The organism is Streptomyces hygroscopicus subsp. hygroscopicus (assembly GCF_001553455.1).
Taxonomy (GTDB): domain Bacteria; phylum Actinomycetota; class Actinomycetes; order Streptomycetales; family Streptomycetaceae; genus Streptomyces; species Streptomyces hygroscopicus.
In genome coordinates this window covers 16,989-30,395 of record NZ_BBOX01000317.1, presented here as the reverse complement: position 1 = coordinate 30,395, position 13,407 = coordinate 16,989, and the positions used below count along the sequence as shown (strand labels likewise).

The window sequence follows — 13,407 nt, the reverse complement described above, 5'->3', positions numbered from 1 at the left end:
GTCCTGCTCCTGGCCGGGCTCCGCCACGGCGCCCTCCGGCGGTTCGGGCTGCTGCGGTTGGGTGGACATGGCGGCCTCTCAGTGAGCTTCGGTGAGCCATTTGCCGACTTCGCCGGATCGGTGAGCCTGTTGCCGAGGCGGTGAGCCTTTGTCGAATGAGCCTGGGCCAATCAGCCTCGGCCGAATGTGCCTGGGCCGATCGGTCAGCCTGGTGAGTCTTGGCCGAATGTGCCTGGGCCGATCGGTCAGCCTGGTGAGCCTTGGCCGAATCAGCTTTGGCCGATCGGTCAGCCATTGCCGCATCGGTCAGCCTTTGTCGAACTCCGCGTCGATGACGTCCTCACCGGCTCCGCCGCCCCCGGTGTCCCTGCCGCCCGCCTCGGCCCCACCGGCCGCCGCGCCCGCGCCCGCACCGGCCGTCCCATGGGCGGCCAGGCCCGCGTGGACCTGCTGGAGCTCGGAGATCAGTGGCCTGGTCCGGTCGCGGCCGGCCTCGTTCCTGACCGCTTCGCGGGCGTCGTTCACCAGCATCTCGGCGCGCGACCGCTCGTGGGAGGGCACCGCGTCGCCCAGTTCCGAGAGGCGCTTTTCGACCTGATAGGCGACGGCGTCCAGCTCGTTGCGGGCGTCCACAGACTCGCGCAGCGCCTGGTCCTCGCCGCGGTTGCGCTCGGCCTCCTGGACCATCCGCTCGACCTCGCCGCGGTCGAGGTTGCCGGTCTCGCTGATCTGGACGGACTGTTCCTTGCCGGTGTCCTTGTCCCGCGCCGTGACGTTGAGGATGCCGTTGGCGTCGATATCGAAGGTCACCTCCACCTGCGGCTCACCGCGCGGCGCCGGACGGATACCGGTCAGCTGGAAGCGGCCGAGCACCCGGTTGTCGGCGGCCCGCTCACGCTCGCCCTGGAGGATCACGATGTCGACGGCCTGCTGGTTGTCCTCGGCGGTGGAGAAGGTCTCGGTCCGGCGCACCGGGATGGTGGTATTCCGATCGATGATCTTCGTCATGACGCCGCCGCGGGTCTCGACCCCCAGCGACAGCGGGGTGACGTCGAGCAGCAGGACGTCCTTGACCTCGCCCTTGAGCACCCCGGCCTGGATCGCGGCGCCCAGGGCCACGACCTCGTCGGGGTTGACGCTCATATTGGGGTCCTTGCCGCCGGTCAGCCGACGGACCAGGGCCTGGACGGCGGGTATCCGGGTCGAACCGCCGACCAGGATCACCTCGTCGATGTCGTTCTCACCGACCTTGGCGTCGGCCATGGCCTGCTGGACCGGGCCGAGGCAGCGCTCCACCAGATCGCCGGTGATGTGGTCGAAGGTGGACCGCATGACGGTCTCGGTCAGATGCTTCGGACCGGAGGCGTCCGCGGTGATGAACGGCAGGTTGAGCTGGGTCTGGGTCACCGAACTCAGCTCGGTCTTCGCCTTCTCCGCCGCCTCGAAGAGCCGCTGCAGCGCCTGCGGGTCGTGGCGCAGGTCGATGCCGTTCTCCTGCTGGAACCTGTCGGCGAGGTGGTCCACCAGCCGGCGGTCGAAGTCGTCGCCGCCCAGGTGGCTGTCGCCCGCGGTGGAGCGGACCTCCACCACCCCGTCCCCGACGTCGAGGACGGACACGTCGAAGGTGCCGCCGCCGAGGTCGAAGACGAGCACCGTCTCATGGCCCTTCTTGTCCAGGCCGTAGGCGAGCGCGGCAGCGGTCGGCTCGTTGATGATCCGCAGTACGTTCAGCCCCGCGATCTCACCGGCGTCCTTGGTGGCGCTGCGCTGGGCGTCGTTGAAGTACGCGGGCACGGTGATGACCGCCTCGGTCACCCGCTCACCCAGCTGCTTCCCGGCGTCGTCGGCCAGTTTGCGCAGCACCTGGGCGCTGATCTCCTCCGGCGAGTACAGCTTCCCGCGCACCGAGAAGCGGGCGAGGCCGCTGTCGTCCGGGACCACGTCGTAGGCGACCGCCTTGGCCTCGGCGGAGACCTCGTCGTAGTGCCGGCCGATGAACCGCTTGGCCGAGTAGATGGTGCCCTTGGGGTTGAGGATCGCCTGGCGCCGGGCCAGCTGCCCCACCAGGCGTTCACCGGTGTCGGTGAAGGCCACCACCGACGGTGTGGTGCGGCTGCCCTCGGAGTTCGGAACGACCGCGGCCTCACCGCCTTCCCATGCGGCGATCACCGAGTTGGTGGTGCCCAGGTCGATACCGACTGCCTTGGCCATGGGAACTCCTTCCGGGACGGCCGCGGGCCGCAATCGTCGCCGGTCGGGCGCGGGGCGGGACCGGTGGCGGGACCGGTGACGAGGGCTTCTACCTCAGACGAGGGCTTCTACCTCAAAGGGTGGCAAATCGGTCAACGGCCGATCCTGCGCCCCCGGGGTCGAATATCGGTGAGCCGAGTGCGCCTCCGGGACGGGGGGCTCCGTTCACGCCTCCGGCCCGTCCACGCCTCCGGCCGGTCCGTCCGGCAGGGGGTGCGGGTGCGGGTGCAGGGGTGGTGGTGGCGGTGGCGGGTGGGCTCGGGGGCGTCGCCGGACACCGCCTCGACGGCTCATGGACCGGGCGGATGCCACTCGATCATCAAGATCGTGGCGTCGTCGCTGAGTTCGCGGTGCCGGTGGTCGAGGATCGCGTGGATGAGCAGCCGGAGCACCTCGGGGGCGTTCTGACCGGCGGCCGTCGACCGGATGATGTAGTCGGCGAAGCGCTCCAGGCCGAACTGCTCACCTCCCTCGTCGCGCGACTCCACGACGCCGTCGGTGTAGAGGAGGATGCGGTCCCCGGGCTGCAGGACCGTCTCATGGACCTGCCGGGCCGCGTCCGACAGCTGCGCGGGCAGCCCCAGCGGGGGTTCGAAGGGCCGCTCCAGCTCCTTCCGGAGCAGTCGCTGGCGGCGGATGACCAGCGGAGTGGGGTGGCCGCAGTTGGCCCAGCGCAGTACCCCGCTGGGCATGTGCAGCCGGAGGAAGATGCCCGTGCAGAACTGGTCCGGAAGCCAGGTGGCCAGCGCCTCGTCCACGGTGGTGACCAGGGCCGCCAGATCGGCGCCGGTGCGCCGGGCGTTGCGGCTGCCCGCCATGGCCACGGAGGTGGTCAGCCCGGAGGCCAGGTCGTGGCCCATGGCGTCGAGGATCGTGGCGTGCAGGACGTCCTCGGTGAACGAGTGGTCGAAGGCATCGCCCCCCAGCTCGTACGCGGGCTCCAGAACGGCCGTCGAGACCACCCGGCCGGTGCCGATGGAGCGGGGCGGGAGGAAGGCCCGCACCATCTCCGTGGGCAGTTGCATGGACCGGGTGCGGATGCGCTGTGCGAAGGTGTCCAGATAGGTCCGCTTGGACGTGATGACCAGGGCGAGGAGCGAGGCCAGCATCCGGCAGCGCCAGAGCGTGAGCCCGTCCAGCGAGCCCATCCGCAGCTGGAGCACCCCCAGCCGCTCCGCGCCGTTCATCAGCGGCAGCCACAGCGTGAGCCCCTCCGCGTCGTTCTCCTCGACCCGTACGGTGTCCGTCCGGTAGGCGAATCCGGCCATGGAACTGTCGAGGTCCATGTCCGGCTGGCCATCGGCGAGCGGCTTCAGCAGCCGCTGCTGGAGGTCGATCAGGTAGACGACCGCACGGCCCATGCCCATGGCGTCGGTGTAACGGTCCAGGGCCTCCGGCAACTCCGCGGGCGATGCCTCGTGGGTGGCCCTGAGCAGCTCCTCCAGCAATTGCTCAGCGGTCTCCGCCGAGGTCGACACGCTCGCGTCCACCATGCGGTCAACCTTACGGCGGCAGGGCGCCCCACGCCTCGGGGATCACGGGGGCGTGGGCACCGGCTCCCGGGGGTCGACGGCGGGCTCGCGCATGGCTTGGTGGGTTGCGGCTTCGTGGGGCATGGCCTCTCGGGGTGCGGCTTTGTGGGGTGTGGGGTCTGCTCGTACGGCGTCCCGGGGTGCGGGGGGCGCGGGGTCTGCTCGTGCGAGGTTCCGGGGCATGGCCTGGTGGGGTGCGGCTTGGTGGGGTGCGGGGTTTGCTCGTACGGCGTCCCGGGGTGCGGGGGCTGCGGGGTCCGCCCGTAGGGCCTCCCCGGGGACGCCTGCCCGGGGTGCGCCGGGGACGCCCGCCCGGGGCTCCCCGCGTACGTCCGCCTGGGGTTCTCCGGGGGCAGCTGCCCGGGGTTCGCCGGGGATGCCCGCCCCGGGGGCCCGGGAGAGCAGGACCACCCCGCGGGCGGCCGCCGCCGCGCCGGCGGCGGCGAGGGCCCAGCCGGCCGGGCCGCCCCGGAAGCGCTCGTCCAGCAGGACGATCCCGATGGCGGCCGCCGCCACCGGGTTGGCGAGGGTCAGGGTCGCCAGGGGCGCGCCGAGGCCACTGCCGTAGGCGCTCTGGGCGAGCAGCAGACCGCTCACCGCGAAGACCGCGACCAGGACGGCCACCACCGCCATCCGCCAGGACACCAGGGCCGCCCCCGGGGCCCGCGAGCCGGCGAGCGCGACCGTGAGGGTCTGGGTGAGCGCCGAGGCGACCCCGGAGGCGACCCCGGACGCGGTGGCGTACCGCAGCCCCCGGCCGGGCGTCCCGCGCCCCGCGCGGCCCGGTCCGGCGCACAGCGCGAGGAACGCCAGGACGACGGCCCCGAGGGCGACCGCCTCCGCCAGACTGAGCGTGTCGCGCGGGGTCTCCCCTGCGGTGACCGGGAGCAGGGCGCCGAGGCCGAGCAGGGCCAGGACCACGCCCCGCCACTCGTCCCGGACCACCCGCCGCCCCGCGAGCCGCGCGCCCAGCGGTACGGCCGCGACCAGGGTGAGCGCGCCGAGCGGCTGGACGAGGGTGAGCGGCCCGTACCGCAGCGCGGCCACGTGCAGCAGGGCGCCGGCGGCGTTCAGGCCGACCGCTCCCCACCAGGCGCCGCGCAGCAGCAGCCGCGGCAGCCGCCCCGGCCGGCCGTCGGCGGCCAGCCGCTCCTGGGCCACGGCCGCGGTCGCGTAGGCGACGGCCGAGGCGAGCGCGAGCGCGACGGCTATGACGGTTGGGTTCATCCACCGTGCCTTCCTGTCGGCACCGCCGGTCGCTGTCGGTGCCATCCACGGCCATCCAGGGCCTTCGACAGCCATCCGCAACATCGGCACATAAACGTATCGATACGCGAGTGTACCGGTGCGCGGGCGTATCGGTACACACCCGTATCGGTGCAGACGCGTATCGGTACGTGGATGTGTCGGTACACTGTGTGGCTGTGGGGAGAGCCGGAGTCCGGTGGACCGAGGAGGAGAGCCGATGGCGACGCAGAGCCCCGAGACGGCCGCGCCGCAGCGCCGTTCCAAGATCACCCCGGAGCGGGAGCAGGAGTTCTACCGGGCGGTCCTCGACCTGCTCCAGGAGGGCGGGTACGAGGCCCTCACCATCGAGGCGGTCGCCGCCCGCACCCGCTCCAGCCGCTCCACGCTCTACCGGCAGTGGAACACCAAGCCCCAGCTCGTCGTCGCCGCACTGCGCTCCTGCAACCGCCGGTTCGCGCTGGAGGGCATCGACACCGGCTCGCTCGTGGGCGATCTGCGCGCCGTCGCGGAGGCGGCGGGGGAGGCGTGCGGCGGTGACACCGCGTTGGTGTACGCCCTCGGGCACGCCGCGCTGCAGAACCCCGATCTGCTCCAGGCGCTGCGCGCCGCCCTGATCGAGCACGAGGTGAAGGCGATCCAGGCGATGGTCCGCCGGGGCGTGGAGCGCGGCGAGGTGGCCACGGACAACCCCGCCGTCGAGTTCGTCCCCACCCAGCTGATCGGCGCGATGCGGGTCCGGCCGCTGCTCGAGAGCAAGCTCGCCGACCGCGAGTATCTGACGCGCTTCCTCGAGGCGTCGGTCTTTCCCGCGCTCGGCCTGGCCCCGTAGCGGCTCCGGGCCCCTACGCGCCCGGCTCCCGGCCCCTACGCGCCCGGCTCCTCGCACCCGGCTCCCGGCCACGCCGCCGGGCCGCCACGCCGCCGGGCTGCCACCGCACCGGGCCGTCGGTCCGCCGGATCGGCCGCCGGGCCGTCAGCCGTCGAGTGCGGCGACCGCCTCCTTGGCCGCGTTGATGGCGCCCTTACGGATCGCATCGGCGTCGGCGGCCTTGTGGCTCTCGAAGTCACCACCGTTGTAGGTCACCGTGACCGTCGCGTTGTCCTGGTGGACCGTCACCACGGCCTCCCGGATGCCCTGCCCGTCGTCGTCGGTGGTCTTCTCGCTCACCGAGGCGTTGTCGCCGAGGCCGGGGACCGCGCTGCCGCCCCCGCTCGGGGTCGCCGCGACGCTCCTGACGTCGTAGGCGACGTCCAGCCAGCGGTAGTCGAAGCCGTCCAGGGCGTGCCAGTTGCAGCCCGTGCGGCGGCTGAGGTCGCTGGACTTCAGCTCGTTCCCGGCCGCTTTGGCGCCCGGCACCAGCTCCTTGATCAGCGATGCCGGGAGCGTGGCGCACGCCTCCGTGGGCGGCTTGGTGTGGCGCGGCGCGGCGGAGCCGGTGGCCGTGGCGGAGGGCTGCGGGGAGGGTCCCGCCGGGGTGGTGTGTGCGTCCGAGTCGTCCGATGTCGTCATGGCCACACCCGCGGCGGCGAGGAGGACGACGGGCAGCAGACGGGCGGCCAGGGTGAGCGGCAGAGAACGCACGGCGGTCTCTCTTCGATCGGATGGCGGTCGTGGGGCGGTGGTGAGGGAGTGGGCGGTGGGGGCGGTCGTAAGGCGTCGGATGGTGCGGTGGCGCAGCGAGCGGTGGTGCGGTCGTGAGGGCGGTCGTGGGGCGGGCGTGGTGCGGTCGTGGTGCGGTCGTGGTGCGGTGGTGAAAGGTGTGGCGCGGTGGGAGACGACCCTGCCATATGGCATTGGGCGCCGAACAGCCAGGGGGAATCCAGAGGGAATCCAGGGAGGAACCCGGGGGGAATCCAGGGGGAACCCGAGGGGGACCCAGGGGGAACCCGCGGGAAAGGGGGACGGGTGCCCGAGGGAAAGGGGGACGGGCGCCCGATCCGTTCCGCCGATGTGGTGAATTGCCCACATCCTCACACTATCTGCACAAACGGAGGGCTATCTAGGATGGGTGACGCATCCTCATCCGTCAGCCACGGCCGATGTACGGCATCGCCGTCGCCATGACCGTCGCGAACTGCACATTCGCCTCCAGGGGCAGCGACGCCATATGCCGCACCGTGCGCGCCACGTCCGCGACGTCCATCACGGGCTCGGCCACCACCTCCCCGTTCGCCTGCCGTACTCCGGCGGGCATCCGCTCCGTCATCCCGGTCGCCGCGTTGCCGACGTCGATCTGCCCGCAGGCGATGCCGTACCGGCGCCCGTCCAGCGACAGCGACTTGGTGAGCCCGGTCACGGCGTGCTTGGTGGCGGTGTACGCCACGCTGTCCGGCCTGGGGGTGTGCGCCGAGACCGAGCCGTTGTTGATGATCCGCCCGCCCTGCGGATCCTGATCACGCATCAGCCGGAAAGCGGCTTGCGCGCACAGGAACGCGCCGGTCAGATTGGTGTCCACGACCGCCCGCCAGTCCTCGTGGCGCAGGTCCTCCAGCGCCACACCGCGCGGGCCGAAGCTGCCCGCGTTGTTGAACAGCAGATCGATCCGTCCGAACCGCTCCCGCACCGCCGCGAAGAGCGCGTCCACCTGATCCGGGTCGGCCACGTCCGTCGGCACCACAGGGGCCGGGGGTCCTCCGCCGGCCAGCCGCGCCGTTTCGGCCAGGGCCTCCGCGCGGCGCCCCGCCAGCACCACCGACCAGCCCGCCTCGAGGAGTTCGAGCGCCGTCGCCCGGCCGATCCCGGAGCCCGCCCCCGTCACCACCGCCACCTTCGACACCACCGATACCCGACCGTCGCTCATGAGGCCGCAGCGTACGCCACGTCAGCTCGTACGGGCGGCCCGCCGATTCGCCCGTCAGCTCGTACGGGCGGCCCGTCGATCCGCCCGTCAGCTCGTGGTGGCGGCTCGGCGGTTCGCCGCAAAGGTCCCTTCCAGGGGCGGACCTCACCGAGCGGTCATGTCGGTGACGTGTGCACGCAAACCGGCCGCCGTCCCCCGGCACTCCAATTCCTCTGACGCAACGAGCCAGGGGAGAGCACATGGCACACGACTCGCACCAGCGAGCCATACGAGCCGCGGCCGCACGTCTGGGACGCCGCCGCTTCCTCACCGTCACCGCGGCCGCCGCCGCGCTCGCCTTCACCACCAACCTGCCCGTCGCCCAGGCCGCGCAGGTGTCTCCGCACGCGCTCGCCGACAACCCCTTCACGCTCGGCGTGGCCTCCGGCGACCCGCTGCCCGACGCGGTGGTGCTGTGGACCCGGCTGGCGCCCCGCCCGTACGAGCCGGGCAACGGACTGCCCGAGGAGGGCACCGTCAAGGTCGGGTGGGAGATCGCCCGTGACGAGCGGTTCCAGCGGGTCGCCCGCCGGGGAACCGCCTCCGCGCACGCCGAGTTCAACTACACCGTCCACGTGGACGCCAAGGGGCTCGAGCCGGACCGCGTCTACTGGTACCGCTTCCGGGCCGGGAGCTGGACCAGCCCGGTGGGCCGCACCCGCACCACCCCGGCCACCGGCGCCAAGGTCCGGGACATCCGCTTCGGCCTGGTGTCCTGCCAGGCGTACCACGACGGCTACTTCACCGCCTACCGCCACCTGGCGGGCGAGGACCTGGACGCCGTCTTCCACGTGGGCGACTACCAGTACGAGTACGCGGTCACCGCCGTCGGCGGCGCCCGCAACTACACCGACCGCACCCTCCCCGCGCTGTTCAACACCGAGACGATGACCCTGGAGGACTACCGGCTGCGCTACGCGCTCTACAAGTCGGACGAGGACCTCCAGGCCGCCCACGCCGCCTTCCCCTGGTACGTCACCTGGGACGACCACGAGACCGAGAACAACTACGCGGGCGACACCGACGAGAAGGACGGCCCCCCGGAGGAGTTCCTGATCCGCCGGGCCGCCGCCTACCGGGCGTACTGGGAGAACATGCCGCTGCGGATGCCGCAGCGGCCGGACGGCGCCGACATGCGGCTCTACCGGCGCTTCCACTACGGGAGGCTGGCCCAGTTCGACATCCTCGACACCCGGCAGTACCGCTCCAACCAGGCCTACGGCGACGGCTGGCAGTACCCCGGCCCGGAGTCCGAGGACCCCTCGCGCACCCTCACCGGCGCCGCCCAGGAACGCTGGCTGCTCGACGGCTTCCAGCGCTCCACCGCCACCTGGAACGTGCTGCCGCAGCAGGTCACCTTCTCCCAGCGGAAAAACACCACCGCCGCGCGCTCCAAGCTCTCCATGGACTCCTGGGACGGCTACCCCGCCTCCCGGGAGCGGATCCTGGCCGGTGTCGAGCGGGCGGGCCTGGCGAACTTCGTGGTGCTGACCGGCGACGTCCACGTGCACTACGCCTTCGACATCAAGAAGGACTTCGACGACCCGGACTCCCGCACCCTGGGCGTGGAGTTCGTCGGCACGTCCATCTCCAGCGGCAAGGACGGCGCCGACAAGCCCGCCAACTGGGCCACCTACATGGACGCCAACCCGCACATGAAGTTCTACAACGGCCGACGCGGCTATGTGACGGTCTCGCTGGACGAGCAGCGGGCCCAGGCCGACTACAAGACGGTCTCCGCGGTCACCACCCCCAACGCGCCGCTCACCACGGCGGCGTCGTTCGTCAGCGAGGCCGGGAACCCCGGCCTGAAGCAGGTCTGACGGGCGGGCGGGCCCGGCGCGCACCCCAGGCGCCGGGCCCGTCCCGCTCGCCTCTCGTCACCGGCCCGCCCCGCTCACCCCTCGCCCTCGTATCCGGCCTCTCCCGGATACCGCACCCCCAGCCGCTCCCGCGCCGCGTCCAGGGTCCGCATCACCGCCAGCGTGCCGTCCAGCGGCACCAGTGGGGACTCCGTCTCGCCCGCGCGCAGCGCGCGCATCACCTCCGCCGCCTCCCGCTGGTAGGACCGCAGTCCGTCCACCGCCGTGATCTCCTGCGGGTCCCGGCCCGGCCGGTGGAGGACGAAGCGCTCGGGCTGGAAGAAGCCGCGCGGGAACTCGATCCGCCCCGCCGTGCCCGTCACCGCGGCCGTCATCGGCGTGTCCGCGGTGATCGAGCAGGACAGCAGCGCCACCGCCCCGCTGTCCCAGCCCAGCGCCAGCCCCGTGTTCACGTCCACGCCCGCGGGGGAGAGCTGCCCCACCGCCCGCACCTCGTCCGGTTCGCCGAGCAGCAGCTGTGCGAAGGACACCGGGTAGACGCCGAGGTCCAGCAGGGCGCCGCCGCCCAGGGCCGGATCGCTCAGCCGGTGGTCCGCGGGGAACGGTCCGGGCAGCCCGAAGTCCGCGTGGACCGCCCGGACCTCCCCGATCGCGCCGTCACGGACCAGTTCGGTCATCCGGCGGACGACCGGATCGCAGTACGTCCACATCGCCTCCATCAGGAAACGGCCCCGGGCGCGGGCGAGGTCCACCAGCTCCCGGGCCTGGCGGACGTTGAGCGTGAACGGCTTCTCGCACAGCACCGCCCGCCCCGCCTCCAGGCACAGCCCGGCCGCCGCGCGGTGGGCCGAGTGCGGGGTGGCGACGTAGATCACATCCAGGTCGTCGTCGGCGGCCAGCTCCTCCCAGCCGCCGTAGGCGCGCGGTATTCCGAACCGCTCCGCGAACCGCTTGGCCGACTCCGGCCGCCGCGAGCCGACCGCCATGACCTGCGCGTCCGGCATCCCCAGCAGGTCCGCGGTGAACGACGCGGCGATCCCGCCGGTCGCCAGGATCCCCCACCGCACGGCCCCCGACCCGTTCTTCCCGGCCATCGCGTCCCCGTTCCGTCCCGTCCACCCTGTCCGCAATGGGGTGGAGCCCCTTCGAATTGCTGAGAGCATAGAAACGCATCAACGACTCATGGAAGGTACGCATGCAGCAGCCCGGCCAGCCGGCCGCCGCTTCCCTCCGGGCCGACCGGCCCGACACCCCGTCCCCCGACTCCTCCGCCGCCTCCCTCACCTCCGCTGCCGCCGTCGACCGGCCCACCGCGCAGCGCCGTACGAGCCTTCTGGTCACCCTCGTCCTCAGCGGGCTGACCGCACTGCCGCCGCTGTCCATGGACATGTACCTCCCGGCCCTGCCGGAGGTCACCGACGCGCTCCACAGCTCAGCCGCCACCGCCCAGCTCACCCTCACCGCCTGCCTGATGGGCATGGCGCTGGGCCAGCTCGTCGTCGGCCCGATGAGCGACAAGTGGGGGCGCCGCCGTCCGCTGCTCATCGGCATGGTGATCTACGTCGTCGCCACCGCCATCTGTGCCTTCGCTCCCACCGCCGGGCTGCTCATCGGCTTCCGCCTGCTCCAGGGGCTCGCGGGCGCGGCCGGCATAGTGATCGCCCGCGCCGTCGTCCGCGACCTCTACGACGGCATCGCGATGGCCCGTTTCTTCTCCACGCTGATGCTGATCTCGGGGGTGGCGCCCGTCGTGGCCCCGCTCATCGGCGGCCAGATCCTCCGCTTCACCGACTGGCGCGGGGTCTTCGTGGTGCTCACCGGGGTGGGCGCCCTGCTCACCTTCGTGGTCTGGCGCTGGCTGGGGGAGACCCTGCCGGCCGAGCGGCGTCATGACGGCGGGCTCGGCCAGACCCTGCGCACCATGCGCGGGCTGCTCGCCGACCGCGTCTTCGCCGGCTACATGCTCGCGGGCAGCTTCGCCTTCGCGGCGCTCTTCGCCTATGTCGCCGGTTCGTCCTTCGTCATGCAGGAGATCTACGGCGCCTCGCCGCAGACCTTCAGCCTGCTCTTCGGGCTGAACTCGATCGGCCTGGTCATCACCGGCCAGCTCAACGGCCGGCTGCTGGTCGGCCGGGTCAGCATGGACAAGGTGCTGACCGTGGGCCTGGTGGTGATCGCCGTCGCCGCGGCCGTACTGCTCACGCTGTCCTCCGGGGTCTTCGGGAAGGCCGGTCTGGTCCCGGTGGCGGGGAGCCTGTTCGTGCTGATGTCCGCGATGGGCCTGGCCATGCCGAACACCAACGCCCAGGCGCTGAACCGCACTCCGCACGCCGCCGGTTCCGCCTCCGCGCTGCTGGGCACCTCCACCTTCCTGCTGGGCGCGGTCGCCTCCCCGCTGGTGGGAATCGCGGGGGAGACCACGGCGGTGCCGATGGCCGTCGTCCAGCTGACCTGCGCACTCGCGGCCATGGCCTGCTTCATGGGACTCTGCCGTCCGTGGCAGCGACGTACGAATCGACGCGTGACCGCGGCCTGACCCGGCTGCTGGAGACCGTGAGGGCGCTTCCCGAGGGGGAGCGCCCTTGGTGTTCCGGGGTGGCGCTGGCCGCCGGGACCGGCTCGGGCCCGCTGGCCGAGGAGGTCTTCGGCTGGGCGGTGCGCTACGCGGCGTACGACGAGACGGCCGGCCGGGCCGTGGAACTGCCGCGTGAGCGGTGGGTGCCGGTGCGGCACGACACCGTCTTCGACCTCGCCTCGCTCACCAAGCTGTTCACCACGATCGTGGCGCTGCGGGCGGTGGAGCGCGGGCTGATCGCGCTGGACGGGCAGGTGGCCGGGTACGCCCCGGAGTGCACGGCCGCCGCCGAACACGGCATCACGGTGCGGCAGCTGCTCACCCACACCTCCGGGCTGCTGCCCGAGCTGCCGCTGTACGAGGAGAACGGGCGGGAGCGGGCACTGGCCCGGGTCGCGGCCGAGCCGCCCCTCACCCCGCCCGGCACCGCCCGCCGCTACTCCGACCTCAACTTCCTGCTGCTCCAGCGCGTGCTGGAACGGACCGCGGGCCGTCCGCTGGACCGGCTGGTGAAGGAGACGATCACCGGCCCGCTGGGCATGGCCGCCACCCGCTTCCGCCCGCCCGCCTCCTGGCGGCCCCGGACCGCGGCCACCGAGGACCAGCGGCGGCCCTGGGGGAAGCTGGACCGGGGGATGCTGCGGGGCGTGGTGCACGACGAGAACGCGTGGGCGCTGGGCGGGGTCGCGGGCCATGCCGGGCTCTTCTCCACGGCCGGGGACCTGGCGGTGCTGTGCCGGGCGCTGCTGGCCGGCGGCGGGCCCGTGCTGTCGGCCGCGTCGACCGAGCTGATGCTGACCGCGCCGGGGCTGGGCTTCGAGGTCGACCAGCCGTGGTTCATGGGCGAGTTGGCCGGGCGGGGCGCCGCGGGGCACACCGGTTTCACCGGCACCAGCCTGGTCGTGGACCGGGCCCGCGGGGTCTATCTGGTGCTGCTCGCCACCACCGTGCATCCGCGCCGCCGCCCCGGCGACAGCGCGCCCCGCGCGGCGGCGGCCACGGCGCTGGCCCGCGCCCTGAGCTGAGCCGCATCGTCCCGTGACGTCCGGGCGGTTGGCCTGATCCGTTCGCTTGGTTAGCCTGTGCCACTGCCGTATCCGCCCGGTGGCAGCGTTGATCCACCGCTACCAGGAAGACCG

General features: G+C 72.6%; 10 protein-coding genes. 4 read left to right on the top strand and 6 right to left on the bottom strand.

What is annotated here, in order from left to right; genetic code table 11:
• Nucleotides 1–306: 306 nt before the first annotated feature.
• The 3 genes from dnaK to AXW62_RS28975 all read right to left on the bottom strand — a co-directional run bounded on the left by dnaK (nt 307) and on the right by AXW62_RS28975 (nt 5,009).
• Nucleotides 307–2,211, bottom strand: coding sequence for a molecular chaperone DnaK (gene dnaK / locus AXW62_RS28985; protein ID WP_060947125.1), 1,905 nt, complete (start codon nt 2,209–2,211; stop codon nt 307–309).
• A 329-nt stretch (nt 2,212–2,540) separates the two neighbouring features.
• The gene (locus AXW62_RS28980) at nt 2,541–3,743 is read right to left on the bottom strand and encodes a PP2C family protein-serine/threonine phosphatase (protein WP_060947124.1); all 1,203 of its coding nucleotides are present in this window, start codon (nt 3,741–3,743) and stop codon (nt 2,541–2,543) included.
• 42 nt (nt 3,744–3,785) lie between these two features.
• Complete coding sequence (locus AXW62_RS28975; RefSeq protein ID WP_252368778.1) at nt 3,786–5,009, bottom strand: DMT family transporter; 1,224 nt, start codon at nt 5,007–5,009, stop codon at nt 3,786–3,788.
• 238 nt (nt 5,010–5,247) lie between these two features.
• Here AXW62_RS28975 and AXW62_RS28970 point away from each other — a divergent pair, with 238 nt between their 5' ends.
• Nucleotides 5,248–5,859 (top strand): TetR/AcrR family transcriptional regulator, encoded by a 612-nt coding sequence (locus AXW62_RS28970; protein WP_060947123.1) that lies wholly within the window; start codon nt 5,248–5,250, stop codon nt 5,857–5,859.
• Between the two features lie 144 nt (nt 5,860–6,003).
• Here the strand turns inward: AXW62_RS28970 and AXW62_RS28965 are convergent, their stop codons facing one another.
• Together AXW62_RS28965 and AXW62_RS28960 are read right to left on the bottom strand one after the other, a co-directional pair.
• On the bottom strand, nt 6,004–6,612 hold the full coding sequence (locus AXW62_RS28965) for a hypothetical protein (protein WP_060947122.1): 609 nt from the start codon (nt 6,610–6,612) through the stop codon (nt 6,004–6,006).
• A 445-nt stretch (nt 6,613–7,057) separates the two neighbouring features.
• The gene (locus AXW62_RS28960) at nt 7,058–7,831 is read right to left on the bottom strand and encodes an SDR family oxidoreductase (protein WP_060947121.1); all 774 of its coding nucleotides are present in this window, start codon (nt 7,829–7,831) and stop codon (nt 7,058–7,060) included.
• A 239-nt stretch (nt 7,832–8,070) separates the two neighbouring features.
• Between AXW62_RS28960 and AXW62_RS28955 the strand changes: the two genes are divergently transcribed.
• Nucleotides 8,071–9,693, top strand: coding sequence for an alkaline phosphatase D family protein (locus AXW62_RS28955; RefSeq protein WP_060947120.1), 1,623 nt, complete (start codon nt 8,071–8,073; stop codon nt 9,691–9,693).
• Nucleotides 9,694–9,767: 74 nt separating this feature from the next.
• Here the strand turns inward: AXW62_RS28955 and AXW62_RS28950 are convergent, their stop codons facing one another.
• Nucleotides 9,768–10,787, bottom strand: a complete 1,020-nt coding sequence (locus tag AXW62_RS28950) for a Gfo/Idh/MocA family protein (RefSeq protein ID WP_079115858.1) — start codon at nt 10,785–10,787, stop codon at nt 9,768–9,770.
• A gap of 101 nt (nt 10,788–10,888) precedes the next feature.
• Between AXW62_RS28950 and AXW62_RS28945 the strand changes: the two genes are divergently transcribed.
• Complete coding sequence (locus AXW62_RS28945; RefSeq protein ID WP_060947119.1) at nt 10,889–12,229, top strand: multidrug effflux MFS transporter; 1,341 nt, start codon at nt 10,889–10,891, stop codon at nt 12,227–12,229.
• The gene (locus AXW62_RS28940; RefSeq protein WP_370682945.1) at nt 12,190–13,293 is read left to right on the top strand and encodes a serine hydrolase domain-containing protein; all 1,104 of its coding nucleotides are present in this window, start codon (nt 12,190–12,192) and stop codon (nt 13,291–13,293) included. The genes AXW62_RS28945 and AXW62_RS28940 overlap by 40 nt, the downstream gene beginning before the upstream one ends.
• Nucleotides 13,294–13,407: the final 114 nt, after the last annotated feature.